We start from the raw sequence: 26,267 nt of genomic DNA, 5'->3' as shown, positions 1-26,267 counted from the left end.
CGATTCCCCAGAACTTTACGAAAAGCAGGTGGTTCCATGAAAATTCGATTATCGCTATTCATATTGCTCTTGACGTTGTCAGGCTGCGCGTTTCGCAGCACCGGCGAAAGTCTCCCGGCCGCCTCCCCGGAGAGCACAGCGCCTCATTTCGACGTCAAGACAGGCAAATATAATCCGCCTGTAGACCTGTATACGGTAGGCTCCGTGAACCCCAATCTGACCTTCAAAAAAGGCGAGAGCCTCGAACATAACGTGCATACAATCTGGGCCGAGAACCGGCTGGGCATCCGCATCCGTTATCTTTGGACCATCTCCGGCACCTCCGAGACCTACGCCAACAAGCTTAGGCTTGAGCTGGCCAAAGGCAATATGCCCGATGTCGTAACGACAAGGGATGCCAACGTCATCCAGGAGCTGATCGACTCCGGGCAATTCATGGAAGCTGGCAGTTTATTCGGGCAATTCGCTTCCAAGGTGTGGAAGCAGGCCGTGGCCGAAGATCCCTCGGCTTGGGACAGTTATGTGCGGGACGGGCACAAGTATGCGATTCCCATTATGGATTACGAGTACAACTCCGATCCGCTGCTCTGGATCCGCCAGGATTGGCTGGACAAGCTGCATCTGTCCGCGCCGCGGACTCTGGACGAGCTGGAACAGGTCATGGACGCCTTTGTCAACCGGGACCCGGACGGGAATGGTCTTAAGGACACCTACGGGCTTGCGGTTGGTTTCCGCAACGGTCCGAGTACCTGGATGGGGGACAGCAGCTGGATTTTTGGCGCGTTCGGCACGGTTCCCGAGCAATGGAACCGCCGGAGTGACGGAACACTGGAATACGGGTCCGTGCAGCCCGGCGCCCGCAAGGCTGTCGCGCTCATGAAGCAATGGGTGCAGCAAGGATACTTGTCCACCGACAGTGCGTGGCTTGATGAAGAGGGCGCCGCCAATCTGTTCGTCTCCGGCAAGGCCGGCATCATTGCCGGTCCGTACTGGATGGGCGGCTGGCCCTTGTCACATCTGACCAGCGCAGACCCGCAGGCGCGTATCAAGGCCGCCGCCATACCTGCCGGACCGGACGGTACGGTCATGAGAAGAGGCACCCTGCCTGTCAATGGCGCTATTCTGATCAACAAGAAAATGATGCATCCTGAAATCTTTTTTACCTATCAAAATTATTTGTTTGATTATTACGCCACCTCGACCGGCGAGTTCATCAATGGCCTTGCAAAAGACTATGATTGGACAATGGATGCCGGCCAGCCGACAATCAGGCCTTCCGCTCTGCCGCTGGGCGGCATCCGGGTCGCTTCCTATACGCTAACCTTCGATGGGGCAAGAATTCCCTCCAAAGTCATCAAGGAAATCCCAAAGGACATTGCCCCGGTGCTGCTTAGCCAGAAGGAGGCTTCCCGCAAGGAACAGTTCACGGGACCGCCAACCGCGACGATGAAGAGCGACGGCGAGCTGCTGAAGAAGCTGGAACAAAAAAGCTTTCAAAAAATAATCTTCGCGGACAGCGGCATCGGGGAATTCGATGAATTCGTCGACAAATGGAAAGCCTACGGCGGATTAACCGAAACCTCGGAAGTCAATGCCTGGGACCGCAGCCGCCGGTGAGTGCCGCAGGAACAAGAAACCGCCTCGATTAAGGCGGTTTCTTGTCGGAGAGGCGCCGGAATTTCTTGCTTGCCCGACGATTGCTCCGGAATATAGCGGAACTGGTCATAGTAAGCCTGGAGCGGGACTTTTCCGTTATACGGCTTCAGCCAGGAATCCTCGCCTGTCCCGTTCCAGATATTCATCATGATGCGGCCTGCGGACGCCTTGATTCATCTGCTGCGTATCCATTCTGTTCCTCCAGTGATGTCTTCTTTCTATTATCGTACTGAATGGCGGCGTCAGCCGCCATACCAATGTGTCAATTCAAATAACAAATTCTGAAGATAAACCCGCTTTTAGTTGCCTGTATATTTCAACCAGTCGTAATAGGCGTACAGCGGATTGGCGCCATTATATGAACCAAGCCAGGAGTCTACACCGGTTCCGTTCCAGAGGTTCATCATGATTTTGCCGGGCTCGGAGGGGATATTGCTGGTTGCCGTGTGCTTCAATACACCGTCCACATACCATTTAATGTAGCCCGGCTGCCAGTCGAAGGCGTACGTATGATAACCTGTGGAAGCGTCAAATCCAAGATTGACGACCTTCTCATGGCCGCCAACGCCGTTCGTAAAATAATTGAATTGGACCTTGGTGGTATCTTTGCCCAGAAACTCGATATCGATTTCATCCCAGGAGGTTCCTTCGGAAGGTCCGGTATAGGTGAAAAAGGAGGAGACGATTCCGCTGTTTTTGGCCGGCATCATGCTGACCTCATATTTGCCGTAGCCGTACTTGTACACAGACCGCATTTCTGCGCCGTCAAACTTATTGTAGCTGGAACTGGTCAGCGCCAGGCGGAGCTGTCCGCCGCCGGTAAACGAGATATTGTCGGCGCGCCAAGTACAGTTGAACATACCGCCATTGGAATAGCCGTCGGCTTTTTGCCAGGTTACGGGATTGAAGTAGGTCAGAGGCTCATAAAAGACGGTGGCTGCTGAAACAGACGGAATCCCTGCCAGCATTCCGGCAAGCAGCAGAGTCAGAGCAGCGCTGTACAATTTTTTCAGCATTCTCATAGAAAAACATTCCTCCTTAAAATGAAAGCGTTTTTATAATATGATTTTAGCCAGCGCCGGCTTCGTCCCGCCATACCATTTTCTGAACCTGGATAACAAAAAAACAACTTTTGTTTGAAAAAAAGGTTATTTCGCCACCCTCCCACACATACTGATATTGCATGCCTGTCTTAGGGTGAATACATCAGGAGGGATAATATGGAGGAGTGGTCCCACAGTAAATGGTTCCGCTGGATGATCGGAGTCTTGCTCGCCCTGATCATTTTATATTTTGTATGGCTGCTCCGTCCAATGCTGCAGGGAGTCTTCCAGTTTCTAAAAGCCATCCTTGCGCCGTTTCTGGCAGCTATGATCATTTCATATGTGCTGAACCCGGTGGTCAGTATGCTTGCCGGGCGCAAAATGCCGCGCAGTGTGGCCGTGCTGCTGATCTATGCTGTATTTCTGACCTCGCTGGCGGTTATCCTCATCAATCTGATTCCCATGTTCATCGAGCAGCTTGAAGAATTGAACGAGCATTTGCCGGAAATAACGCTACATGCGCAGGGCCTAATGCGGAACATGAATACCAGGCTGATTCCGCCGGGAGTCGGGATGGGTATGAATAATTGGTTCTTTCAGCTGGAAAACCGTCTAGCCGGCGGGATCTCCCATTTTCTCGATAACATTGGTTCGACTATCGGCGTGCTGTTTGACGCCTTTATCGTGCCTTTTCTGGTGTTCTATATTTTGAAGGATTTTGATGTCTTCGAACGGACCGTGGTCTCCTGTCTGCCGCGCTCGCGCCGTAAATTGATTGTTAAAATGCTGAGGGATATCGATGACGCGCTGGGCAACTATATCCGCGGACAGTTTCTGGTCTGCATCATCATCGGGGTGCTGGCCTATATCGGCTATGCGATCATCGGTATGCCCTATGCGCTGCTGTTCGCCTGTGTGGTGGCGGTGTTCAATATTGTTCCGTATATGGGCCCCTTTTTGGGGGCGGCGCCCGCGATTGTGATGGCTTCCACCCTATCGCTGCGCCTCGTGCTGCTGGTTGCCGTCGTGAATACCCTGTGCCAGATGCTGGAGAGCAATGTCATATCGCCGCAGGTGGTGGGGCGCAAGCTGCATCTGCATCCGCTGCTGATTATTTTTGCGCTGCTGGTGGGTGGAGAGGTGGCCGGGGTAATTGGTCTGATTCTGGCGGTGCCGGTTTTTGCGGCCGGAAAAGTCGTAATTCAGCACATAATGGCTTATTATATTAAGCGAAAGCCGGTTTAGGCGGAAAGGCCGAACGGTCATACGCTTTACCACAGAAGGGGAACACGTATGCAAACGTTGCAGTCCCTGCAGTACGAAGAGCTTCATTCCCATTACAACAGGTATTTATCTCCATTTCTCCCCTATAACTTAAAGGACCGGTACACCGACCGGATCATTCTGCCTGAAGCCATAGGAAACGGAAGCATCAGCCGGACACGACTGAGACCCGGCATGGAGGTTATCATGGCTGACTTCCAGATTACGGACGATCATATCATGCATCTCCACGGCAATCTTCCGATGGTCGATCTGACATTCTGGATTCAGGGCAATATAGAAATCTCTCATTCGGGAATACAGGAACAGATATCTGCAGGCCTGGGCCATCTGACGTTTGGGCAGGAGGAGCAAATCGAACTGAAGTATACCGCACATGAGGCCTTTGCGATCTGCGAAGTCCGTTTGGCCACAGCATTGTTTGACGCGTTTATGGATGAGCTTGGCCTTGCCCGGTATACCTACTCCGCGATTCTGGACGGCCGTCTGAATTGCATGTTTTCCCAATCCATCCTGCCAAAGGTGCAGACCATTCTGCAGGACATGCGCTCCCATCCTTTTGCCGGACCGCTGCGGAAAATGTTTCTGGAAGGAAAAACCCTGGAACTTCTTGCTCTCTGTTTCCAGCACACTTTGCTTGAAGACGAAGCGCCATCGCAGCGCCGCACAGGCCGGTTGCGCAAGGATGACATTGAGCGGGTGCGCGAGGCAGGCAGGATTCTGCAGCAGCGGATGGAGCAGCCCCCTTCTCTGCTGGAATTGTCCAGGCTGGCCGGAATCAGCGATTCCAAACTCAAATTCGGCTTCAGGGAACTGTATGGCACTACAGTCTTTGGATATTTAAAAGAGAAGCGGCTGGATAAGGCGAAGGAACTGCTCGAAACGGAACGCATCAACGTTTGTGATGCCGCGCTTATGGTGGGCTATTCCAATCCGAGCCATTTTGCCGCGATTTTCAAAGAAAGGTTCGGAAGCAACCCGCGTGAGTGGATTATAGAATCCAGAAGACTGTAAGCAGCGGACAGCAATAATCATTCATCAACCGTACACCGTTATCTATTGAACGTGCAGAGGCGGACACCCGCTATAAACGGATGATAGACTTAGTTTAACCGCGGTTAAATTATTATCATCCTGGAGGTCCGTCTTGAATACTCACCCGATCGACCAGTTAGAGACAGAGCAGCACTCACTTCTGAAAGCAGCAGCATTTCATCTTATCCCAGGTGCAGTCACATTTCTTTTTATTCTTTTTATTTCGCCATTATTACATAAAGCCGGTCTTACCATTGCACTTTCCATCAACATAGAAACGATAGTCTGGCTCACACCGGCCATGCTTGGGATTCTGTTCTATCAAGCCCGGAGGCAGACCGGCACATTTTCATTAAAGGGCATTATGCCATACCGTCAAAAGCTGCCTCTGCGGCACTATCTCATTCTCGTCCCCGTAGTGCTGGGCTGGGCAGTTTTGATTTTCTGGCTAATGGAACCGGTGAGCCGGTTTTTGCTGGAGCATGTCTTTTCCTTTTATCCGGACTGGTTCGATGCCGGTACGGATGATATGTCCCGGTATTCACATGGCATGCTGGCGGCGTCCTGGGCCAGTGATTTTATTCTGATCGGCTTGTTGGCGCCGGCCGTGGAGGAATTGTATTTTAGAGGATATCTCCTGCCCAGGCTGGGCAGATACCGGGGCTGGGGCGTAGTGATTAATGTGGTGTTATTTGTCGTGTATCATTTCTTCTCCCCCTGGATGATCATCACCCGGCTGATTGCAATCTTTCCCATGTACTACGTCGTATGGCGGACCAAAAACATTTACATCGGCATGGTTGCCCATGTACTGCTCAACCTGATTTCCGCTCTGTCGCTCTACAGCCTGTATTTCGGATAATTCCAACGTTGACTATAGTCAAAGCTTTTAGTTATAATGTTATGTAATATTACGATTAACATTTGAATAGTTGTTCGAAGAAGAGGATTATTAATTCGCGGAACGTTATGGCAGAGAGCCGGTGCTGTGGTGCAAGCCGGTTAACGGAACGGATGAACTCACCTCCGAGTAACGGCGCAAGCCGCAGGTCCCGCAAGGCAAATGATGCGGAACGGAAGCCAGCGCGTGAACTGTCGTCGCCTCACCCCCGTTACAGGGTGTCAAAGTGAGTGGCAGGTAAAGTATACCCGGCCGCTAACTAGGGTGGTACCACGGGAATTCAAACCTCTCGTCCCTAGCGATTATACGCTGGGGATGGGAGGTTTTTTTGAAATATAAGAATTTATATGCTTCACGCTATAAATTTTCCTTCTATTTCTCGCTGAAACGGTACCGTCCTTAAAAAGGACGGCAAAGCCGTTTCTACTTGCAAGAATTTATATGCTTTGGAGGAAGGCTTCCCCCTTATTTAATTGGAAACTGAGGTTTCCTATTGTGGGGAGAGCTAGGGAAGGTGAAGTGGAATTAGTACACTTAAATGAAACAAAAAAGCCCCTAAAAGAGGGAATGGTGGGAAAAAGTAAACTTAAAATGAACCAATTCCCGGGTAAGCGTGCGAATGGGGCAAATTAGTTGTCCTTTTTCCACTTAACATTAGCGGGGAAGCGGGATGGAGGGATTTAAGTTTGCTTTTTCCACTTGAATTAGTTACAGGCCCGGCCGGGAGAAGCGTGAGAGGAAATGTCTGGCATGGCGGATTGCGCTTCAACACCAGCAAAAATGCCGTTGTTGAAGCGGCGAAGGCCGGATGGCGCGGAAACAAGAGCAAAAATGCCGTTGTTGAAGCGGCGAAGGCCGGATGGCGCGGAAACAAGAGCAAAAATGCCGTTGTTGAAGCGGCGAAGGCCGGTTTGGACCAGGCCTCAGCCCCTGCCGGGGCTGAGATCGCGGGAGGTTACATGCCCGCATGGTCTGGCTGAGAAGATCGAGGGCAGACATCGCCAGCCGAGCAGCGAGTCCTGAGCTGATTCTTGGACTTTGCTGCCCGGCAGGCAAAACGGATAGGTATTTTAAATGTTTTGTAGAGATAAAGGAACGGAAAGAAATTTTGGAGCTGGAGCAACGAAGTGGCCGCCTGAAAGCTTTCCGCAGGAAAGCTCACATCGGAAGCATGCGCAATACTCGGATTTCAACCGCCTATACCAATTGAACTTGAAATATTACAATGATGGGAGAAGTGGCGGAGGAGAAGTTTGGAACTGCAGGAGCGGTAGTGTCCGCCTTTGTCTGCGGATTTCCACTGCGAACAACGGTATAGATTCAAGAAATCTGTAGACAACAGCGGCCGGAAGTCCAAACATTCTCTGGAGTCACGAACACTCCCGAAATCGAAGAATCACAAGTTCAGTTTATATAGTGTGAGATCAGAAATCCGGGTAAAACAGCGGGTGGAACCCCAGACATTTCTGGTAGTGACCCTCCTCTACAATATTTTTTTAAAAAATTAGCAGGTTTAACTAAGCAAGCAACACTCCAAGGAGGAGCATAAGATGAGCGACAACAACACACCAAACACAGCCGCAGGCTACCGTGCCCAAACCATCGAGCCTAAATGGCAGAAGTTCTGGGATGAGAACAAGACTTTTAAGACAGGTGAAGATGCAGGCAAACCGAAATTCTACGCACTGGATATGTTTCCGTATCCTTCAGGCGCAGGGCTGCATGTAGGACACCCGGAAGGCTACACGGCGACGGATATCGTCTCCCGCTACAAGCGGATGCGCGGCTACAACGTGCTGCACCCGATGGGCTGGGATGCCTTCGGCCTTCCGGCTGAGCAATATGCGATGGATACCGGGCAGCATCCGCGCGAGATTACTTTTAAGAACATCGATAATTTCCGCCGGCAGATCAAATCGCTGGGCTTCTCCTATGACTGGGACCGCGAGATCAGCACAACCGATCCGGAGTACTACAAATGGACACAGTGGATCTTTATTCAGCTGTATAACCGCGGACTGGCCTATGTGGCAGAGGTGTCGGTCAATTGGTGTGAGGCCCTGGGAACGGTGCTGGCAAATGAAGAGGTTATCGACGGCAAAAGCGAGCGCGGCGGCCATCCCGTGGTCCGCAGACCCATGCGCCAGTGGATTCTGAAAATTACAGAATACGCGGAACGCCTGCTGGAGGATCTGGAGGAGCTGGACTGGGAAGAAAGCATTAAGGATATGCAGCGCAATTGGATCGGCAAGTCAACCGGAGCTGAAGTGACCTTCGCCATTGCAGGCCATGATGCCAGCCTGGAGGTGTTCACCACCCGTCCGGACACCTTGTTCGGCGCAAGCTACTGTGTGCTGGCACCCGAGCATAAGCTGGTAGATCTCATCACTACAGAAGAGCAGAAGGCAGCAGTCGCAGAATACCGCGATAAGGCTTCACGCAAAAGTGACCTTGAGCGTACAGATCTGGCCAAGGAGAAATCCGGTGTCTTCACGGGTGCCTACGCGGTTAATCCGGTGAACGGCGCCCAGGTGCCGGTCTGGATTGCGGATTATGTGCTTGCCGGTTATGGAACGGGAGCCATTATGGCGGTGCCGGGACATGATTCCCGTGACTGGGAATTCGCCAAGCAGTTTGGCCTGAATATTCTTGAAGTGGTGCAGGGCGGCAATGTTGAGGAAGAAGCTTACAGCGGCGACGGCCCGCATGTGAATTCCGGCTTCCTGAATGGTCTCGATAACAAAGAGGCCATTGCGAAGATGATCGCCTGGCTCGAAGAAAAGGGCAGCGGCAAAGGAAAAGTAACCTACCGCCTGCGCGACTGGCTGTTCAGCCGCCAGCGCTATTGGGGCGAGCCGATTCCGATTCTGCACCTGGAAGACGGCACGATGAAGACAGTCCCTGTAGATCAGCTCCCGCTGCTGCTGCCGGAAGTAGATTCGATCCGGCCTTCAGGCACGGGAGAATCCCCGCTGGCCAATGTGACGGAGTGGGTTGAAACGATTGATCCGGAGACCGGCATGAAAGCCCGCCGCGAGACGAACACCATGCCGCAGTGGGCCGGCAGCTGCTGGTATTACCTGCGTTATATTGATCCCCGCAACGACAAGGAGCTGTGTTCGCCGGAGAAGCAGAAGGAATGGCTGCCCGTTGACCTGTATATCGGCGGAGCTGAGCATGCGGTATTGCATTTGCTCTATGCCCGTTTTTGGCATAAGGTGCTGTATGATATCGGTGTAGTGGATACGAAGGAGCCGTTCCACAAGCTGGTGAACCAGGGCATGATCCTGGGCAACAACAATGAAAAGATGAGTAAATCGCGCGGCAATGTCATCAATCCGGACGAAATTGTGGAAGCTTATGGCGCGGATACACTGCGTGTCTATGAGATGTTCATGGGGCCATTGGAAGCAACGAAGCCATGGAATGAAAAAGGCGTCGAAGGCATCCACCGCTTCCTCTCCCGCGTATGGCGTCTGTTCGTGAACGAGGACGGCAGCATCAGTGCGAAGATTACCCAAGGCGGCGGCACCGATGAGTTCAAACGGACCTGGCACAAGACGCTCAAGAAGGTTACCGAGGACTTCGAGCAGCTGCGCTTCAATACGGCGATCAGCCAGCTGATGATCTTCATCAATGATGCTTATAAGCAGGAGACCTTGTCCACCGAAGCGGCAGAGCATTTCGTGCAGATGCTGTCGCCGCTTGCACCGCATATTGCGGAGGAGCTGTGGCAGCTGCTGGGTCATGAAGGCAGTATCAGCTATGTGGCTTGGCCGGCTTATGATGAAGCCTGGACAGTGGATGCCGAAGTGGAAATCGTCGTTCAGGTGAATGGAAAAATCGTACAGCGCGCGCTGATCCCGCAGGACATGGGTCAGGAGGATATGCAGAACCATGCGCTGTCGCTTCCGAATGTGAAGACAGCTATAGAGGGCAAAACCGTACGCAAAATCATTGCGGTTCCCGGCAAGCTGGTCAATATTGTAGTGGGTTAAGCGAAGAACGCATTTTTGCCCGCAGCAACGGAGTCATCCGTGCTGCGGGCTTTCTTGGTTTGGGGCGTTTTACTCTATCCCCCTCGGTGGATTTTAGCGGTCCAGCGGAGCCTGAATGATGCCGCCACGGCCATATAATGCGTCCAGCTTTTCGACATCCTCATCATATTTATCATGTGTTGTGAGGATCAGCCGTTCAAAAACCCCCTCCAGACTGGTACGGAGATGGCTCAGCGCTTCCGCTGTAATGCCGCCGGGCACGGCGACCCTCTCCTGTAGCTCCTGCGGAGAGAATTCACCCTCCGTCAGCAGCTTGCCTGTGCCGAGCAGCATCTCTCCCGCCAGCCGGGTGATCAGCTCTTCATCAATGCCCGTAGCTTCTACTGCGGCTTCAATCCACCGCTCAAGAAAAAAACTGATGAATGCGGGACCGCAGCTGGAGAAATCAGAGGCAATCCGGGTATGCATCTCCTGAATTTCTATTGGCACGCCCATAAAAGACAGCAGCCGCTGCAGCAGGAGCCTGTCTTTTGTATTAAGCCTGCTGCCAAATATGCAAAGCGAAGTCCCGCTTTTGACACGGTGGGTGATACTGGGAATGACTTTGGCTATTTTGGATGGCAGAGCGGATTCCAGATGGTGGAGCATTACTGGGCTGGTGATAGACACGACAATCTGCTCGCTGCGTAAAGAAGACGAGATTTCATCCGTAAGTGTTTTGAATTCCAGCGGTTTTACACAGATGAAGACAATATCACTTCCTTGTGCAGTCTCTTGGTTGCTGCCGATGGAGATGCCAGGATGGCGCTGTTGAAGCTGCAGAAGCCTGTTCGGGCTGCGGTTGCTGGCCAGCACATCACATGGCTCAAGCGCACCCGAAGACAGAAAGGCGTCGATGAGCAGACTGCCCATGCTGCCTGTTCCGATAAATCCCACCTTCATCTAGGGTACCCTCCTTTCTGGTGTGGCTGTAGCCTTGCAGGAATACTCTTCGTTAAATGTATGCGCCGGAGTCTTGGACAAATGACAGGTTTCAATCATAACTTTGTATAAAATTCCAGTATGGTATAGGAGGACAGGTTCATGAATGTAAATAAGATAGCTACTATGATGGCTGCTGTACTGCTTGGCGGTGGATTGATCTGGGCGGCCGGCCGGGAAGAGGATAACGGAATTGCTGGCTGGGAGTCTTTGAACGTCAGTATGGCCCAGGCGCTGGGGGTGGCGGACAAGCCAAATACAACAGTAACCGCCGGGGTTGGAGGGGGAGAAGCAAGGAATCCGAAGGTAGCTGCCGTGGACAAGGACGCTGCCGTGGATAAGGACGCTGTCGTGGGCAAGGATACTGCCGTGGACAAGGGGGCTGCAGCTGGGGGAGGGGAGGCAGGCGACGGTTTGAAAGGAACATCCGGAGCAGCGGCGGCAGGGTCTGCGGGCGAGACTGTGAACGGAAATGCTGCTGGAGCCGCTGGGGGCGGCGGAGCAGTGTCAACCGCAGCAGGGAATGCGTCGCCACCCACAGCGGAGGCCGAAGACGCTACTGGAACCGTCTCCAGCAGCACGGCTTCCAGCAGCACAGCTTCTACCGGCCAGGCTTCTACGGACGGCAGAATCAACGTCAACACTGCGGATGCTGCAGCGCTGATGGATCTCCCTGGCATTGGCGGGAAGAAAGCGCAGGCGATAATAGATTACCGCAGCAGCAAAGGGGCTTTTCACAGCTTGTCGGATTTGGGTGAGGTGAAGGGGATCGGGCCGAAAATGCTGGAGAAGCTGAAGCCGCTGGTGAGTTTTTAAGCTGGATGGAGCAGCGCCCGGAGGGCAGCATTCATTCGTGAGGCTGCTAATGGATTAGCGTCATAAGCAGGTTTTCCATCTGTTTTTTTCCGTGCCGGATGTCCTAGTGAAAGCCTGCTGCAATATGCTACAATAATGAACAACTATTGAAGAGAAAGTGGAGAGTGCTGATGACTGTAGCCTACCGCAAGAATTGGGATACTTATTTCATGGATATTGCCTGCATGGTCTCCACACGCTCGCGCTGCCCCCGCCGGCATGTCGGCGCGGTCCTCGTACAGGGCAAGAAGCTGCTGGGCACGGCGTATAACGGTGCACCTATGGGTGTGCCGGATTGTTCTGAGGCGGGATGTATGGTTTCGGAGCAGTATGAACGGGAACTCGTTAACGGTGTGGAGACGATGGTGAAGAAGCAGCGCTGCATCCGCACCATTCACGCTGAGCAGAACCTGCTGCTGTTCACGGACCGGAGCGACCGGGAGGGCAGCACCGTCTATGTCACCGATGAACCCTGCTGGACCTGCGCCAATATGCTCGCCAACAGCGGGATTGTCGAGATCGTCTATCTGCGTCCTTACCGCAAGGACATGGAGAAGGTGGAAGCCATGCTGGCCTCCAAAGGCATTATTTTCCGTCAGTTGGAGAACTATGAACCGCCGAAGGAAACGATGATCACCGTATCGGAATAGCAGGCAGTCGCGTTAGCCGAAAGAATAAGCATCAAACTTCAGGGGAAGAACCTCTGCGCACACGACTTTTGTGTATGCAGGGGTTCTTTTTGCTGTATTCGGACTTTGGCCAATGAGCACTGTGTGAGATCGGCGGAATTAGGTAAGGAGGGGTATATATGAAAAAAAGGCCGTTGTTAAGCTTTACGGTGTGCTGGGTCATCGGGAGTGCGGCAGGCTGTCTGTTCTCAGGATATAAGCTGCTGATTTATACAGCGGGTTGTCTGCTGCTGCTTGCAATCTGTGCTGTCAGCGGGAGAAGCGGCTGGAAAATCTCAGTTATGCTGGGTCTGTCACTCGTTGCTGCCACCCTGTATTGGGAATGGAACGAAGGAAGAAATGTCAGCCTGCTTCCGTTGGCATTCGGGCAATCCACGGCTGAGCTGAACGAATCTTATGTAACGGCAGAAGGGCAAATTGTCTCTCCTGTGGAACGTGATGGGGACCGGGTGGATTTTACTGTGAAGCTGTCGCGGATGGGGCTGGACCGGAAAAAAGTTGAGGGCGAGCTCATCGCTGTACAAATCACGCTCCAGGCTGAGTCGGAAATCGCTGTTGCCGCCGGATGGAAGAGGGGAGACCGGGTGGCCGTCCAGGGAGAACTGAAGCAGCCGGGGGAAGCGCGAAACTTCGGCGGGTTTGATTACCGCGCATATCTGCTGACGCAAAGAATTCACTGGCTGCTCAAGGGGGAGGGGACGGCAAGCGTACAGGCTGTTCCGCCGGATTCCTGGGGTCTCTCCAGCATTCTGCGCTGGAATGACGACGTGCGGGCCGCGCTTGGAGCCGGGATGGACCGTCTGTTTCGTGAGCCGCATGCGGGGTACATGAAGGGGCTTGTCCTTGGCTTGCAGGATGATCTGGATGAAGAAACGTTCAAGCAGTTCTCGCAGCTGGGGCTGACGCATATACTGGCGATCTCGGGAATGCATGTGGCAGTGGTGGTCGGAGTGATTTTATTTATCCTCAGACGATTACACTTCACCAGAGAAACAGCACTGACTGTGACGATAGTATTGATACCTATATATGTGCTGCTGTCCGGTGCCGGGCCGTCCATTGTGCGGGCAGGAATTATGAGTATGATTGCCCTGCTCGCTGCGCGGTTTGGCATACTGAAGGACGGAATGAATATTCTCGCGGCCGCAGCGCTGATGATGCTGGTCTGGAATCCGTATCTGCTGCTCAGCGTAAGCTTTCAGCTGTCTTTTCTGGTGACCGCAGGACTCATGGTGTATGTTCCCCTGGTGAACCCGCTGCTGTGCAGGCTGCCCCGCTGGCTGAGCAGCACGGTTTCAGTCACACTGGTGGCGCAGCTTGTGTCCTTTCCGCTGACCGTCTATTATTTCAATCAGTTTTCCTTGCTTTCCTTCGCCGCTAATCTGCTGTTTGTGCCCTTTATTACCTTTCTGGTACTGCCGCTCGGGACGGCAGCCCTGCTGCTTGGCCGCTTTTGGCAGGCTGGTGCAGGTGTGCTTGCACATGCTGCGGAACTGATGAATGATGCTACATTTAGCGCGGTGGGATGGATGAACGGGTTTTCGGGCGGTGTGCTGATCTGGAGTTCACCCTCCTTGCTGTGGATCTGCAGCTATTATGGCTTGCTCTATGGAATACTCTATGCCATGAAGCGGCGTGCCGAGGCCCGGCTGGCCCCGCAGGTCATGGAGGATGAGACCAAACCGCTGACGAAGCTGGATCAACCGCAAGACAGCAGAGGGAGAAGAGTCCGGGATGCTGGGATATGGAGCGGAGCCGGAGGAAACCTGCAGCCTACCCCGTTTCAAATGCCAGAATCCATGCGCTGGAGCGGGCCGTCAGCTCTCCTATGTGCAGTTGGATTAGCACTGCTGCTGTACAGGGGTTATCACTCGGAGCAGCTTGGAGGTGCCGGAGCCATCAGCTACCTCGATGTGGGGCAGGGTGACAGTATTCTGATTACCACCCCCGGCGGAGCCCATATTCTGGTTGATGGCGGCGGCACGGTCAGCTTTGGCAAAAAGGAAGCGTGGCGCGTCCGCCGCAGTCCGTTTGAGGTCGGAGCCAAAACCCTGCTGCCGCTGCTGAAGCAGCGGGGCATTCACCGCCTGGACGCCATCATCCTGACCCATGGCGACCAGGACCATGCCGGGGGACTCCAGGCAGTATTGGAGGGAATGCCTGTTTCGGCGCTGCTGTTCAATGGAACGCTCGCCAAGGGAGATTCCTACAGCAAGCTGATGAATACAGCGCTCGCTGCAGGTGTCCGGCTGTATCCGGTGCAGCAGGGACAGGCGCTTGCTCCGGATGATAAGACGGAGCTGATGTTCCTGTGGCCGGACCCGCACAAGGCAGGGGAGGCCAAGCTACCGGAGGTGGAGGACCAGAATCACAAGTCGGTGGCCTTCCGGCTGGAGATGAACGGCCGGAGCTTTCTTTTTACAGGGGATATGGACAAGGCGGCGGAGGAAGCGATCCTGCTGGACGTGAAGAAGGCCGGAGCTATACAAGGTGGTCCGATAGATGTACTGAAAGTGGCCCATCACGGCAGCAAAACCGCAACAGGCGCAGACTGGCTGGAATTCTGGAACCCGGGCGCAGCCGTAATTTCGGCAGGCGTTAACAATCTGTATGGGCATCCCAATGGCGATGTGCTTAGGCGCCTGGCTGACAGCAGCACTGCTGTGTACCGGACCGATCTGCAGGGGGAGATTCAGATGGAGGTCCGGCGGGAGGGGATCGCGGTGCGTCATAAGCTGGAGCCGGAGACAGAGATGCAGGAATAAGACGGTGCAGTAAAGCAGCAAGCAATGTGGAAATGTGCAGTTACGCCAATTTAGTTGAAGGCGGTTTAACTAGTACCGACTTGGTGTAATAGTAAACTTATAAATCCAGTAAGGATAAGCTTGCAGCTTCACAAGCGCCGTGGGAAATTGAGCCCACAGGGCTATTGTTGACATGAAGTTGAGAAGCACAGCGGTAGATCAATGTACCTTTAGGCAACATTGCTGTAGGAAGGAAGAGAAACTGGCCATATTCATTTGCATGTGTCGGTTGCTGCCTTCCAACTTGCTCAGCAAAATGCCGCCTTCCAGCAAGGAAAGGGCAAACGAAGCCAAGGTGTCCGGATCCACATCTTCCTTGAATTCACCCGTTCGAATCCCCTCATAAATAATTTGCTTCATCATGTCCAAGGTGTTGTGCATTCCTCGTTGGGCCTTATCGCGCAATGAGGGATGAGTATCGTCACTTTCTGTGGCGGTGTTCTGCAAAGGGCATCCGCCGATGAACGGGGGGGTGTTCACAACATCTTCATAAACGTGGAAAAATGCGAGCAACCGGCCTGCCGCAGACTCCTCTTTATCGATCGCTTCGGAAAATCTTCCGTTAACCACATTGGCGGCGTAATTATAGGCTTCAAGCGCGATCTCGTCTTTACTGCCGAAATGGCGATAGATTCCGCCCTTCTTAATTCCGGTGGCGGCAATAATATCGTTAAGTGATGAACCGGCATATCCCCTCTGGTTAAAAAGTTCAGCCGATTTCATGATGATGTATTCCCGAGTTCTATCCCCTTTTTTCATGAGCCCTCCGTATGAACCTTATTCTGATAATCTATTATAACAAATTTTACGGTTGCGCCCTTGCCATTCGGTAGAATTATGTTAATATAAAAGATACCGATCGGTATCTTTTATATTATAAACAGCCAAGAGAGAGGCGGGATAGGAAATCAGGAGAGAGGGGATGTACGTACTGGGCGATGAGGCCTTTTTAATCGCTAGTGCAGGGGATTCAGTCAGAAGAGGTATTCACTTATTTCAAAATAAAATAAAAATACGGAATTATGGAGGACTATTCAATGAGTATAAAAGTAGGCATTAACGGTTTTGGACGTATCGGACGGCTCGCTTTCCGCCGTATTCAAAATGTGGAAGGTGTCGAGGTTGTAGCCATCAACGACCTTACTAACGCTAAAATGTTGGCCCATCTGCTCAAATATGATACAACGCAAGGCATTTTCAACGGAGACATTGAAGTTCATGACGGGTACTTCAAAGTTAACGGCAAAGAGGTTAAGGTTCTTATGAACCGCAACCCTGAAGAGCTCCCTTGGGGCGAGCTTGGCGTAGATATCATTCTCGAATGTACAGGCTTCCTCACCACGAAAGAAAAAGCCGAGCTTCACCTGAAAGGCGGGGCGAAGAAGGTCGTAATCTCGGCTCCTGCTACAGGCGACATCAAAACGATCGTATACAACGTGAACCATGAAACGCTAGACGGAACGGAAACCGTCATTTCCGGTGCTTCCTGTACAACGAATTGCCTGGCTCCTATGGCTAAAGCATTGCACGACAAGTTCGGTATCATATCCGGGCTGATGACGACAGTCCACGCTTACACGGGCAACCAAAACACATTAGACGCTCCGAATCCGAAAGGTGATTTCCGCGGTGCGCGCGCTGCTGCCGAGAATATCGTTCCGTACTCCACAGGTGCTGCAAAAGCGATCGGTCTGGTTCTTCCAGAGCTGAAAGGCAAACTGGATGGTGCCTCTCAACGTGTTCCTGTTCCAACAGGTTCTGTGACTGAACTCGTTTCAGTACTGAACACAAAGGTAACGGTTGATCAAGTCAACGCTGCCATGAAAGAGGCTTCCGATTCGGAAACTTACGGATACACTGAAGACGAAATCGTATCTTCCGATATCAAAGGCATCACATTCGGTTCTCTCTTCGATGCGACTCAGACTAAAGTTCTGACGGTCCAAGACCAGCAATTGGTGAAAACCGTAGCTTGGTACGACAACGAAATGTCTTACACATCCCAATTGGTCCGCACTCTGGAGTACTTTGCTAAGATCGCTAAGTAAAACCGGCATAAGAACAATGAATGGAAAGAAGGAAAATCCCGTGAAAGATGCGCTCAACAATACGATAGTCGAGAAAAACGAAGCGCTCCTTCTTCCCCATGAAGGCATCATTATTACGTTGCTGGGCATTACCGTTGTGTTGGTCACTATGAACACGGCCATGTTTAATTTGGCGTTAAACGATTTGAGCCATTATTTTAACTTGCTGCCGTCCACCGTTTCGTTGACGGTCACCGGTTATTCTATCGTGTTCGCTATCTTCTCGATCACCTACAGCCGGTTGTCTGATTTTGTTCCGTTGAACCGGTTATTCGCCATTAGTCTGGTTTTGCCGTGATCAGCAGCAGCGTCTCAAACGAAATTTCATGCATATTGCCGTCCTCCCAAATTGGTTCGGGCACGGGGTTGTTTCAACTGATCTGAATTTGTATCCGGCTTTAGACTTTGCGCACCCTGAGAAGATCCGGTTTGCTTTCTATGATTTCCAGCTGTTGCGGGGCGAGGCCGGGGGATTCATAGGAGACATGGATCACTTGATCCTTCGTTTGCTCCCATTCGCCCTTTATGATATCTGGAGCCTCACTGCGGCGGGGGACAAGTCTGGAGAAGGTTCCGTCCTGTCTGATTTCTATCTCTTCACGATCTTGGAAAGAAGCAAACGAATTGCCGGCTGGGCGATAGACTGCAATGCCATTGGCATCTTCCTCATAAGCATGCTGCCATGTACCAAACACCTCTAATGGGGGCTGTTCCATCTTCGTATCCTCCTCATAGGTTTAATAATGGATGGTCTAATCTGGCTTCGGAGCACTGCTGCTATAATCATCGCCTTTATTCATCCCTTCCGGACTGAAAAATATGCGGATTCCGGACCGGAAATTGACCTTCTATGGGGAGGCAATTTCTTCATTCACGAAGAATACACATGATCCCGGCTTTCCTGCAGCAGCTTCGCATAATACCCGCCGCGTTTCAGCAGTTCACGGGGATGACCGGATTCGGCGATTCTGCCGGCTTTCATCGCTATAATCAGGTCTGCACCTGTGATCGTAGACAGCCGGTGGGCGATAATTAAGGTCGTTCTTCCGCTCGCGGCATTGTCGATGGCCTGCTGGATCAGCTTTTCGGTGCGGGTATCGATGTTGGCGGTGGCTTCGTCGAGAACGAAGATGGCCGGATCATGGGCGATGGCACGGGCGAAGGAAATTAACTGCCTCTGGCCAGCGGATAAGGTGCTTCCCCGTTCGGTGACCGGTTCGTCGATTCCTTCGGGAGCGCTATGAACAAACGCCTCAGCGCAGGAAGCGCGCAGTGCGTCCAGTACAGTATCGTCGTCAATGTCGTCCCCAAGTGTGATATTGTCGCGGATCGTGCCCGAGAACAGGAATACATCCTGGAGCACAACGGAGATATTGCGCCGCAGATCATCCAGCCGGATATCGTTCACGTTGACACCATCAATGAGGATTTCTCCCTTCTGCACCTTGTAAAAGCCGTTGATCAAGCTGATGATCGTCGTTTTGCCGGCCCCGGTTTCCCCGATAAAAGCGGCAGTCTGCCCTTTTTCAATTACAAAGCTTACGTCCTTCAGCACCCAATCGGCCCCGTTATAGGAGAACCACACGCGGCGGAACTCGATCCTTCCGTTCAGGCGCTGCATGGGCAGACCGGCATCCGGCTCCTCCAGGTGCTCCTCCTCACGGATCAGCTCAAAGATACGTTCTGTGGACACGAATGCGGATTGAATGGAGGTATACTTGTCAGCCAGATCAGAGACCGGGGCAAAAAATTGCTTAATATAGGTCGTGAACGCATACAGCACACCAATCTGCAGGGTACCGCCGGCTATCCGGCCTACACTGTACCAGACAAGAATCGCAATCGCCAGGCTCTGAAACATATCTGAGGCCGGCTTCAGGATGCTGTTCAGGCGGACCTGAATCAGGGTTGTGTTGAAATACTCCCCGTTCAGCTTGAGGAACTGCTGCTCTTTTTCCTTTTCGGCGCGGAAGATCTGAATGACCCGCATTCCGGAGATGCTCTCGGCAATGAAGCCGTTGATCTGTCCGATGTAATGCTTCATATGGAAGAAGTTTTTTTTGATTTTGTTTTTGATAAAAAAAACGAGGAACACAATCACCGGAATTACGGTGAACGAGACCAGCGTAAGCTTGGGGCTGAGGACCAGCATGGCATATACAATGCCCGCCAGCAGCAGCACATCTTTTACCAAAGATATAATGACGTCGGTGTAGAGGTCGCTGATTTCAGAGGTATCGTTCGTCGCCCGGGTAATCAGCCTGCCGGAGGAGGTCCGGTCCAGGTAAGGCAGCGGAAGCCGCTCGATAATCGAAAAGACCCGGACCCGCAGCTCATGAATCAGGCTCTGTCCGGCTTTGCCGACAATCAGCGCCTGGAGATAGGAAAAAACCGCACTTGCCGCCGAAACCAGCAGGTAGAGCAGGGCCAGCCCGCCGATGGAATCAAGGCCGCGTTCCACGGCTCCGCCGATTAGAAAATGGTCGATTACGCGCTGCAGCAACAGCGGCTGAATCAGCAAAGCGCCATTGACAATGACTACGCACAGACAGGCGAGAATGAGCTGGAAGGTGTAAGGGGCGGATAAATGCAGCAGCAGTTTGACTGCGCCCGCCTCAGGCTTTTTTCGGATAGACTGACTGCCCGTCTTCATGCTGTTCGGTGTAGATATCATAATACAGGCCTCCTTCCTTGAGCAGCTGCGCATGAGTTCCTCTTTCAACGATCATTCCTTTGTCCAGCACAATAATCTCATCGGCTTCCATCACGGCGGAGACGCGGTGCGAGATCAGAATGTTGGTTTTGCCTTGGCGGGTCTGCCGCAGCCGTTCCAGAATCAGCCCTTCGGTGACAGCATCGACCGCAGACAGCGCATCGTCCAGGATGAGAATGGCGGGATCGCGGATCAACGCGCGGGCGATGGCGAGACGCTGCTTTTGTCCACCCGACAGATTGACGCCGCGTTCTCCCAGAATCGTATCATAGCCCTCAGGCAAGCCGCCGATACTGTCTGCGATCATGGAGAGCCTTGCGGCTTCACGCACCTCTTCCTCGCTGTACCCGTCTTTGAAAAAAACAATATTCTCTCTCACCGAAGCCGCGAAAATAAAGGTGTCCTGCGGCACATACCCGAGCCCTCCCCGCAGCGCCTCCAGCGTGTAGCCGTTAATGTCTCTCCCATTCAGCAAGATCCGCCCGGGTTCCACGTTGAAGAAGCGGAAAAGGAGGCTGGCGAGTGTGCTTTTGCCGGACCCGGTGTGGCCGATAATGCCCAGGGTATGCCCTTTTGGCAGCACAAGTGAGATGTCCTTAAGGGCAGGAGTCCCGGTTCCATCGTAATGGAACGTCAAATCCCGCAGCTCGACCGGACCCTCGGGTTGAATGTCTGCGGCTTGCGGGAGGTCCTGGATATCCGGCTGTATCCGCAGGATGTCATGCAGCCGCCCAAGGGAAGCCATGCCGCGCTGAAAAATCGTCACAATCCGCCCAATCGACACAATAGGGTTCACGATCAGACTCAAATAGCCGTTAAAAGCGACAAACATCCCAATGCTGATCTCCCCCCTCAGCACCATACGGCTGCCGAAAACCAGATTCAGCACAAAACAGATGGCGAACCCGAATTCGATCATGGCCGGAAGTGCAGCAGAGACGCGGATCAGATCCAGATTGGCCTGCTTCATGCGGCTGCTCAGTGCACTGAAGCGTTCCATTTCGGAACGTTCCTGCACATAAGCTTTAATAACGCGGATACCGGAGATATTCTCCTGCACCCGGTCAGACACGGCCCCGAATTGATTTTGTACAATGCGGAATCTGGTCTGGACCTTGCGGCCGGTGAACAGCATGAGCAGAATAATGAAGGGCAGCGGCGCTAAGGTAATCAGCGTAAGGCGGGCATCGACGGTGGCGAACATGAAGTAGACCGAGGAGAAGCAGATAACAATTCCGTTAAAAGACATCGCCGTCGCCGGACCAAAGGTCATGCGTACCGCTGAAATGTCGTTGATGGCATAGGCGATCAGGTCGCCGGTCTTGCGGGTATTGTAGAAGGCGGGGGACAGCTTCAAAAAATGCCGGACGAGCTCTTCGCGGAAATAGCATTCCAGGTTGCGCGCATTGGCGATAATAATATTTCTCCATAGAAAAGTGCAGGCGAAGACTGCGGCGGCGATCAGCGTCATCCACAGCACCTGGAACATGACCTGACGGACCGCAAATCCGCTCTCCTTCATCAGATCCACCGCACTTCCGAGCACCCTGGGAAACAGGGTCTGGATGAAAGAGGCGGCGAACATGAACGCAAACCCTGTCAGATAGCTGAATTTATGGGCTTTGAAAAAACGCAGCAATACCGAAAAATCCATGAATTCCCCACCTTTAAAAAGCGCTTATTAAAGTGTTCGTACAGACTCCCTCTCTACAAGGGTGCTTAATACCGCAATATTTTCCGCAGGTTTCCCCGGTTCGGCAATCCGCTTCAGCAGCGTGGAGACGACCGTACGGCAGGAGTATTCAATATTCAGATCCATTGTGGTGAGCGCGGGCAGCGAATAAGCCGAAACCTCCGTATTGCCGCTGCTGAGAATGGAAACATCCCCCGGAACTTTAAGACCGTGCCCCTGAAGCAGCCGGATCAGCTCCACCGCAGCGAAATCATGCTCACAAATAAAGGCGGTTGGCAGCAGCCCATCCGTGATTAACCCGGCCAGCCTTGCGGGGAAAGCTTCATTGCGCCCGAAAAAAAGAGCTTCATCCACAGTCAGGCCATGCTCTTCAAGGGCAGAGGTGATGCCTGTTTTCTTTTCCTTGTTCCGGTACGCACTGAGGTCGCCGAGGAACCCGATACGGCTATGCCCCCGGTCAATCAGATATTTGCACTGCTTGTAACCGGCATTCAGGAAGCTGAACCATACACTGTCGTAATCATAAGCAGGAGAATAGCCCACATAGAAGATTAGGCTCGGAATTTCCTGCTGAATGAAGGAGACATACTCCGGATTGAATCTGCCGATAAAAATCACACCATCGAACTTGAAGCCTTTACTTAAGCGGTAGGGCAGAATCAGCCGGCTCTGATTATCCTTATCCAGAAACTCTATGCTGTAGTCGGTATCGGCCTCCTGCAAGGCCTTCTCAATCCCTTGTACCATATAGCTGAAATTGCTGTTATCATGCTGATAAGGCTTCTGGTGCAGCACCAGAATACGGGCAGGCGTGTGCTTCCTTGGCTTGATATAGCCCATCTCTGCGGCCTTGTTCACAATCTTCGCCTTCAGCTCATCGCTGATTCCCGCCTGATTCGCCAGCGCCCTGCTGACGGATACCGGTGAGAGGCCCATAGCCTTGGCGATGTCCGTAATAGTTACCTTCTTCGTCTTCAGAACAATCCCCCGCTTTGCTGTGTCACACAGCATCTTATGGTTAACGGTTGTTATTATAGTCCTGTATTAAACATGAATCAACGAAAGAAAACGATAAAAATAACGATAAAAAATTATATTTTTTCGTAAATTTGCAGTAAGTCTATACATTTTACGAAAAAAATACATAGTTTAGCCCGCCACGAACGAATTACATAGAAACTCTTTCAATTCAATTATTCATACTGCGATTTTGGTGCAATGTCTAATCAATAGCCCATCCGCAACTTCTAATAATGATTACTAGATAATTTACTAAAAAAAAGCTATACTTTTTGATGAGTTCAGAAAGTATGGCTTTTCTGCGTAGTCGCTCTTGCCGGGCGGTTTGGGGGAGCCGGTGTTTTTTTATACAGAGTGGAGCGAAAAGATGAAGAAGCTGACGATTGAAGATGTCGCCCAAAAGGCGGGAGTGTCGAAAAGCACGGTCTCGCAATTTTTGAATAAACGGTTCAAATATATGAGTGAAGCGACCAAAAACCGCATCGCCGAGGTCATTGAAGAGCTGAATTATCAGCCGAACGGCCTCGCACGCAGCCTCAAGCAGAACCGCACACATATGGTTGGTATTATCGTGGCGAATATCGATTATTCGCTGTCGGTCCAGTGTATCCGGGCGATTGAGAATGAGCTGCAGCGCCATGGCATACAGGTGATTATCTGCAATAGCGACGAGAATGCGGACAAGGAGAACACTCACGTGGAGGCGCTGGTAGCCCGCCAGGTGGACGGGTTGATCATTTTTCCGGCCGGGGACAATCCGTCTCCCTATTCCCGTCTGATCGAAGCGGAGTATCCCCTTGTCTTTATGGACCGGCTGGTGGAGGGGATTACCACTCAGAGTCTGCTGCTCGATAACGAAATGGCCGTCAAAACAGCCATCAAAGAGCTGACGGGGAAGGGCCATGAGGCGATTGCTATTTTGTCGCTTCCCCTCGGCGAACATGCGATTACCCCCCGTAAGGAGCGGATGAGCGGCTACAAAAAGGCCATGGAGGAAGCGGGCCTCGCGATGAATGACCGGTACGTGCGCAGTGTGCCCAGAGAGGCGATTGCTTCCGCGCTGGACGAGCTGCTGATCCTGCCGCAGCCGCCGACGGCGCTGCTTGCAGCCAATGATCTGGTGCTGGGGGAAATCCTGAAATATGCGAACCGCCATTCCATAACGATTCCCGGCCAGTTGTCTGTGATCGGGATTGATGATGCCGAGTTTGCCCGGATCTACAATCCGGCGATCACAACGATCCGGCAGCCTGCCTATGAGATGGGGATGCAGGCTGCCAAAATCATGCTCTCCCTGATCGAGGCACAGGAAGCAGCTGTGCCGATTACCTACCGGTTTCCGCCTGCGCTGCAGCAGGGACAATCCGTGCAGGCTCCGCCGGGGACCAAGTAAAACCTATGTTTCAATGGCTCACAGTGCTCACCACAAACAAAAAGCCCTTCACAGTCTGGCTAAGACTGTGAAGGGCTTTTATCTGCCCCCATAAACAATGAGGGAGGTGTGGTTTGCTTATACGCTGGTCTTCATAAACTTTTCCAGGCTGTCCCGGTCTGGCAGTCCATCCATATCCCCAGGGGACATCACGGCGAGCGCGCCGATGGCGTTGCCGCGCTTCACGGCTTCCGCTACAGTCAGCTTCTCCAGCATAGCGCTGATCACGCCGACTGCGAATCCGTCTCCGGCTCCTACAGTATCGACTACAGTTTCAACCTTGAATCCGCTGACATACCCTTCTTCACCGGAGGAGGTTTTGTAATAAGCGCCCTCAGGTCCGAGCTTGATAACCACCAGGGATACGCCGCGTTCCAGATAATAGCCGGCAATTTCTTCGGGTGTATCCAGGCCGGTAAGAGTTTTGCCTTCGCTGTGGCCCGGCAGGAACCAGTCGCAGCGTGCTGCCAGATCGTTGATGGTGTTCACCATGGTTTCTGTATCCGGCCAGAGTACCGGGCGCAGATTCGGATCGAGAGAGACGGTTTTGCCGTTCTTTTTCATAAACTCCATAGCATGCAGGGAGAATTCATGGCAGGTCTTTGACAGTGCCGCAGAAATGCTGGTCACATGCAGATGCCCGGCGGAAGCGAAATAGGATTCATCAAAATCGGACAAGCTCAGCTTGGAGGCAGCAGAATTTTTGCGGAAATATTCAACCTTGGGATCTCCGGTAAGCACCTTGGATTTGATCAGCATACCTGTCGGGAATTCCTTGGTATAAGTGATGCTGTCGGTGTTAATCTGTTCTTTGTTCAGCGCACTGGCGATAAATTGGCCGAAGTTATCTTCGCCAAGCTTGGTTACATATCCGGTCTTGTGCCCCAGGCGGGATAATCCGGTTGCCACATTGCTCTCTGCCCCGGCCAGAGCTTTGGAAAAAGACGTCACCTCGTGCAGCGGGCCCGCCTCATTGGCATAAAACATCGCCATCGGTTCCCCGAACGTAACTGCATCCAGCTGTTTGCTCATGAATAGTTCCTCCTCAGGGTAAACATGCAACCCCTGTATAAATGAATTATGATTAGTAATTTGAAATTATCACATAAATCGGTTTTCTACAATAAGACATCCCTCATTCCGGTAAAATAAATTAGCCTTATGAAATCACGAGAAATGTGTTAATCCTTATTTTATAAGGGATATTTTATTTTTATGGAGATTCTACAGTCTGTTCACATAAATATATATTGACGGCAGGAGACATTGTTATTACTATTTTCTTAGAGGATTTTTGCTTGAGGTTAGTAAATTAGATAAAATAGTTTATCTAAATAAATATTCTTATTTCGGAGATTGACCAAGAAAGGGAGTTTATGATGAAGAAAATAAAAGTATTGCAGAACATTACATCCGTTGGTGTAGTAGCTGTAATCCGCGCCGACAATGCCGATGATGCTGTCAAGATGTCCGCTGCCTGTATTGAAGGCGGGCTGAACAACATTGAAGTTACGTTTACAACTCCGGATGCCGATGTGGCGATCAAACGCCTGGCAGCCGAATACGGAAGCCGTGCGGTGATCGGCGCAGGTACGGTACTTGATCCGCTTACTGCAAGAATCGCCATTCTGGCTGGTTCGGAATTTGTGGTCAGCCCTTCTTTTGAAGAAGAAACCGCCAAAATGTGCAATCTCTACGGTATCCCCTATATGCCGGGCTGCATGACATTAAATGAAATGAAGGAAGCGCTGAAGCTGGGCGTGGATGTGCTGAAGCTGTTCCCGGGAAGCGCCTTCGGACCGGATTATGTGAAGGCCGTCAAAGGGCCGATGCCGCATGTGAACATTATGCCTACCGGCGGTGTGGATCTGAACAACATGGAGAAATGGATTGCGAACGGCTGTATCGCTGTAGGCATCGGAGGCAACCTGACTGCTCCGGCCAAGGAAGGACGTTACGATCAGATCACCGAGCTGGCCGCCAAATATGTAGCGAAGTTCAAGGAAATCAAAGGTGCTTAAAATTCAGCTTAAGTGACAAAAGTTTTAAATGTTTGTTGAACAACAGCCGGTTTTC

The 26,267-nt window shown here is 52.1% G+C and carries 22 protein-coding genes; 14 read left to right on the top strand and 8 right to left on the bottom strand.

Annotated elements, in window-relative coordinates; translation table 11 throughout:
* Positions 1–36 precede the first annotated feature (36 nt).
* Positions 37–1,617 carry an extracellular solute-binding protein gene (locus PRIO_RS25915; protein ID WP_020428085.1) on the top strand — a complete coding sequence of 527 codons (1,581 nt, stop codon included), beginning with the start codon at positions 37–39 and terminating at the stop codon, positions 1,615–1,617.
* A gap of 338 nt (positions 1,618–1,955) precedes the next feature.
* Here PRIO_RS25915 and bglS read toward each other — a convergent pair whose 3' ends face one another.
* Positions 1,956–2,624: a beta-glucanase gene (bglS, locus tag PRIO_RS25910; protein WP_231869979.1), complete on the bottom strand. Its 669-nt coding sequence runs from the start codon at positions 2,622–2,624 to the stop codon at positions 1,956–1,958.
* A 252-nt stretch (positions 2,625–2,876) separates the two neighbouring features.
* Here bglS and PRIO_RS25905 point away from each other — a divergent pair, with 252 nt between their 5' ends.
* From PRIO_RS25905 to leuS, 6 genes are all read left to right on the top strand, one after another.
* Complete coding sequence (locus tag PRIO_RS25905; RefSeq protein WP_020428088.1) at positions 2,877–3,944, top strand: AI-2E family transporter; 1,068 nt, start codon at positions 2,877–2,879, stop codon at positions 3,942–3,944.
* A gap of 48 nt (positions 3,945–3,992) precedes the next feature.
* Positions 3,993–4,997: a helix-turn-helix transcriptional regulator gene (locus PRIO_RS25900; protein WP_020428089.1), complete on the top strand. Its 1,005-nt coding sequence runs from the start codon at positions 3,993–3,995 to the stop codon at positions 4,995–4,997.
* A 133-nt stretch (positions 4,998–5,130) separates the two neighbouring features.
* Complete coding sequence (locus PRIO_RS25895; protein WP_046505359.1) at positions 5,131–5,880, top strand: CPBP family intramembrane glutamic endopeptidase; 750 nt, start codon at positions 5,131–5,133, stop codon at positions 5,878–5,880.
* 725 nt (positions 5,881–6,605) lie between these two features.
* Entirely contained in the window at positions 6,606–6,899 is a 294-nt protein-coding gene (locus PRIO_RS36455) for a hypothetical protein (RefSeq protein ID WP_046505352.1), read from the top strand.
* Positions 6,887–7,129: a hypothetical protein gene (locus PRIO_RS36260; protein WP_046505349.1), complete on the top strand. Its 243-nt coding sequence runs from the start codon at positions 6,887–6,889 to the stop codon at positions 7,127–7,129. The genes PRIO_RS36455 and PRIO_RS36260 overlap by 13 nt, the downstream gene beginning before the upstream one ends.
* 340 nt (positions 7,130–7,469) lie before the next feature.
* Positions 7,470–9,917, top strand: a complete 2,448-nt coding sequence (gene leuS, locus PRIO_RS25875; protein ID WP_020428093.1) for a leucine--tRNA ligase — start codon at positions 7,470–7,472, stop codon at positions 9,915–9,917.
* Between the two features lie 93 nt (positions 9,918–10,010).
* Here the strand turns inward: leuS and comER are convergent, their stop codons facing one another.
* Positions 10,011–10,859, bottom strand: a complete 849-nt coding sequence (gene comER / locus PRIO_RS25870) for a late competence protein ComER (protein WP_020428094.1) — start codon at positions 10,857–10,859, stop codon at positions 10,011–10,013.
* Between the two features lie 141 nt (positions 10,860–11,000).
* On the opposite strand from comER, the gene PRIO_RS25865 reads away from it, so the two are divergent.
* The 3 genes from PRIO_RS25865 to PRIO_RS25855 all read left to right on the top strand — a co-directional run bounded on the left by PRIO_RS25865 (position 11,001) and on the right by PRIO_RS25855 (position 15,207).
* Positions 11,001–11,714, top strand: coding sequence for a ComEA family DNA-binding protein (locus tag PRIO_RS25865; protein WP_020428095.1), 714 nt, complete (start codon positions 11,001–11,003; stop codon positions 11,712–11,714).
* A 170-nt stretch (positions 11,715–11,884) separates the two neighbouring features.
* A complete protein-coding gene (locus tag PRIO_RS25860) occupies positions 11,885–12,403 on the top strand; it encodes a deoxycytidylate deaminase (protein WP_020428096.1) in 519 nt (172 codons plus the stop codon).
* A gap of 158 nt (positions 12,404–12,561) precedes the next feature.
* The gene (locus PRIO_RS25855) at positions 12,562–15,207 is read left to right on the top strand and encodes a ComEC/Rec2 family competence protein (RefSeq protein WP_020428097.1); all 2,646 of its coding nucleotides are present in this window, start codon (positions 12,562–12,564) and stop codon (positions 15,205–15,207) included.
* A 198-nt stretch (positions 15,208–15,405) separates the two neighbouring features.
* Here PRIO_RS25855 and PRIO_RS25850 read toward each other — a convergent pair whose 3' ends face one another.
* Positions 15,406–16,005 (bottom strand): TetR/AcrR family transcriptional regulator, encoded by a 600-nt coding sequence (locus tag PRIO_RS25850; protein ID WP_046505345.1) that lies wholly within the window; start codon positions 16,003–16,005, stop codon positions 15,406–15,408.
* A 278-nt stretch (positions 16,006–16,283) separates the two neighbouring features.
* On the opposite strand from PRIO_RS25850, the gene gap reads away from it, so the two are divergent.
* Positions 16,284–17,294 (top strand): type I glyceraldehyde-3-phosphate dehydrogenase, encoded by a 1,011-nt coding sequence (gene gap / locus PRIO_RS25845; protein ID WP_020428099.1) that lies wholly within the window; start codon positions 16,284–16,286, stop codon positions 17,292–17,294.
* 40 nt (positions 17,295–17,334) lie between these two features.
* A complete protein-coding gene (locus tag PRIO_RS25840) occupies positions 17,335–17,631 on the top strand; it encodes a hypothetical protein (protein WP_020428100.1) in 297 nt (98 codons plus the stop codon).
* A gap of 100 nt (positions 17,632–17,731) precedes the next feature.
* Here PRIO_RS25840 and PRIO_RS25835 read toward each other — a convergent pair whose 3' ends face one another.
* The 4 genes from PRIO_RS25835 to PRIO_RS25820 all read right to left on the bottom strand — a co-directional run bounded on the left by PRIO_RS25835 (position 17,732) and on the right by PRIO_RS25820 (position 22,750).
* On the bottom strand, positions 17,732–18,049 hold the full coding sequence (locus PRIO_RS25835) for a hypothetical protein (protein ID WP_020428101.1): 318 nt from the start codon (positions 18,047–18,049) through the stop codon (positions 17,732–17,734).
* A gap of 155 nt (positions 18,050–18,204) precedes the next feature.
* Complete coding sequence (locus PRIO_RS25830; protein ID WP_039787846.1) at positions 18,205–20,007, bottom strand: ABC transporter ATP-binding protein; 1,803 nt, start codon at positions 20,005–20,007, stop codon at positions 18,205–18,207.
* Positions 19,949–21,700, bottom strand: a complete 1,752-nt coding sequence (locus tag PRIO_RS25825; protein WP_046505339.1) for an ABC transporter ATP-binding protein — start codon at positions 21,698–21,700, stop codon at positions 19,949–19,951. The genes PRIO_RS25830 and PRIO_RS25825 overlap by 59 nt, the downstream gene beginning before the upstream one ends.
* A 27-nt stretch (positions 21,701–21,727) precedes the next feature.
* Positions 21,728–22,750 (bottom strand): LacI family DNA-binding transcriptional regulator, encoded by a 1,023-nt coding sequence (locus PRIO_RS25820; protein WP_020428105.1) that lies wholly within the window; start codon positions 22,748–22,750, stop codon positions 21,728–21,730.
* A 376-nt stretch (positions 22,751–23,126) separates the two neighbouring features.
* On the opposite strand from PRIO_RS25820, the gene PRIO_RS25815 reads away from it, so the two are divergent.
* On the top strand, positions 23,127–24,152 hold the full coding sequence (locus PRIO_RS25815) for a LacI family DNA-binding transcriptional regulator (protein WP_039787856.1): 1,026 nt from the start codon (positions 23,127–23,129) through the stop codon (positions 24,150–24,152).
* A gap of 117 nt (positions 24,153–24,269) precedes the next feature.
* Here PRIO_RS25815 and PRIO_RS25810 read toward each other — a convergent pair whose 3' ends face one another.
* Positions 24,270–25,223, bottom strand: a complete 954-nt coding sequence (locus tag PRIO_RS25810) for a sugar kinase (protein ID WP_020428107.1) — start codon at positions 25,221–25,223, stop codon at positions 24,270–24,272.
* Between the two features lie 347 nt (positions 25,224–25,570).
* On the opposite strand from PRIO_RS25810, the gene PRIO_RS25805 reads away from it, so the two are divergent.
* Positions 25,571–26,212 (top strand): bifunctional 2-keto-4-hydroxyglutarate aldolase/2-keto-3-deoxy-6-phosphogluconate aldolase, encoded by a 642-nt coding sequence (locus PRIO_RS25805; RefSeq protein WP_020428108.1) that lies wholly within the window; start codon positions 25,571–25,573, stop codon positions 26,210–26,212.
* The last annotated feature ends 55 nt before the right edge of the window (positions 26,213–26,267 follow it).

Source organism: Paenibacillus riograndensis SBR5, assembly GCF_000981585.1.
GTDB lineage: Bacteria > Bacillota > Bacilli > Paenibacillales > Paenibacillaceae > Paenibacillus_AQ > Paenibacillus_AQ riograndensis.
Note: the sequence above shows the minus strand (reverse complement) of the source record. Positions and strands in the feature narration are given on the sequence as shown.

Bases quoted from the DNA above. Each gene is read 5' to 3' on its own strand.
- PRIO_RS25900 (WP_020428089.1), top strand. From the start codon at position 3,993: ATGCAAACGTTGCAGTCCCTGCAGTACGAAGAGCTTCATTCCCATTAC.
- comER (WP_020428094.1), bottom strand. From the start codon at position 10,859: ATGAAGGTGGGATTTATCGGAACAGGCAGCATGGGCAGTCTGCTCATC.
- PRIO_RS36260 (WP_046505349.1), top strand. From the start codon at position 6,887: ATGGTCTGGCTGAGAAGATCGAGGGCAGACATCGCCAGCCGAGCAGCG.
- PRIO_RS25855 (WP_020428097.1), top strand. From the start codon at position 12,562: ATGAAAAAAAGGCCGTTGTTAAGCTTTACGGTGTGCTGGGTCATCGGG.
- PRIO_RS25905 (WP_020428088.1), top strand. From the start codon at position 2,877: ATGGAGGAGTGGTCCCACAGTAAATGGTTCCGCTGGATGATCGGAGTC.
- PRIO_RS25850 (WP_046505345.1), bottom strand. From the start codon at position 16,005: ATGAAAAAAGGGGATAGAACTCGGGAATACATCATCATGAAATCGGCT.
- PRIO_RS25915 (WP_020428085.1), top strand. From the start codon at position 37: ATGAAAATTCGATTATCGCTATTCATATTGCTCTTGACGTTGTCAGGC.
- PRIO_RS25815 (WP_039787856.1), top strand. From the start codon at position 23,127: ATGAAGAAGCTGACGATTGAAGATGTCGCCCAAAAGGCGGGAGTGTCG.
- PRIO_RS25860 (WP_020428096.1), top strand. From the start codon at position 11,885: ATGACTGTAGCCTACCGCAAGAATTGGGATACTTATTTCATGGATATT.
- PRIO_RS25805 (WP_020428108.1), top strand. From the start codon at position 25,571: ATGAAGAAAATAAAAGTATTGCAGAACATTACATCCGTTGGTGTAGTA.
- leuS (WP_020428093.1), top strand. From the start codon at position 7,470: ATGAGCGACAACAACACACCAAACACAGCCGCAGGCTACCGTGCCCAA.
- PRIO_RS25865 (WP_020428095.1), top strand. From the start codon at position 11,001: ATGAATGTAAATAAGATAGCTACTATGATGGCTGCTGTACTGCTTGGC.
- PRIO_RS25810 (WP_020428107.1), bottom strand. From the start codon at position 25,223: ATGAGCAAACAGCTGGATGCAGTTACGTTCGGGGAACCGATGGCGATG.
- PRIO_RS25825 (WP_046505339.1), bottom strand. From the start codon at position 21,700: ATGGATTTTTCGGTATTGCTGCGTTTTTTCAAAGCCCATAAATTCAGC.
- PRIO_RS25830 (WP_039787846.1), bottom strand. From the start codon at position 20,007: ATGATATCTACACCGAACAGCATGAAGACGGGCAGTCAGTCTATCCGA.
- PRIO_RS25820 (WP_020428105.1), bottom strand. From the start codon at position 22,750: ATGCTGTGTGACACAGCAAAGCGGGGGATTGTTCTGAAGACGAAGAAG.
- gap (WP_020428099.1), top strand. From the start codon at position 16,284: ATGAGTATAAAAGTAGGCATTAACGGTTTTGGACGTATCGGACGGCTC.
- bglS (WP_231869979.1), bottom strand. From the start codon at position 2,624: ATGCTGGCAGGGATTCCGTCTGTTTCAGCAGCCACCGTCTTTTATGAG.
- PRIO_RS25835 (WP_020428101.1), bottom strand. From the start codon at position 18,049: ATGGAACAGCCCCCATTAGAGGTGTTTGGTACATGGCAGCATGCTTAT.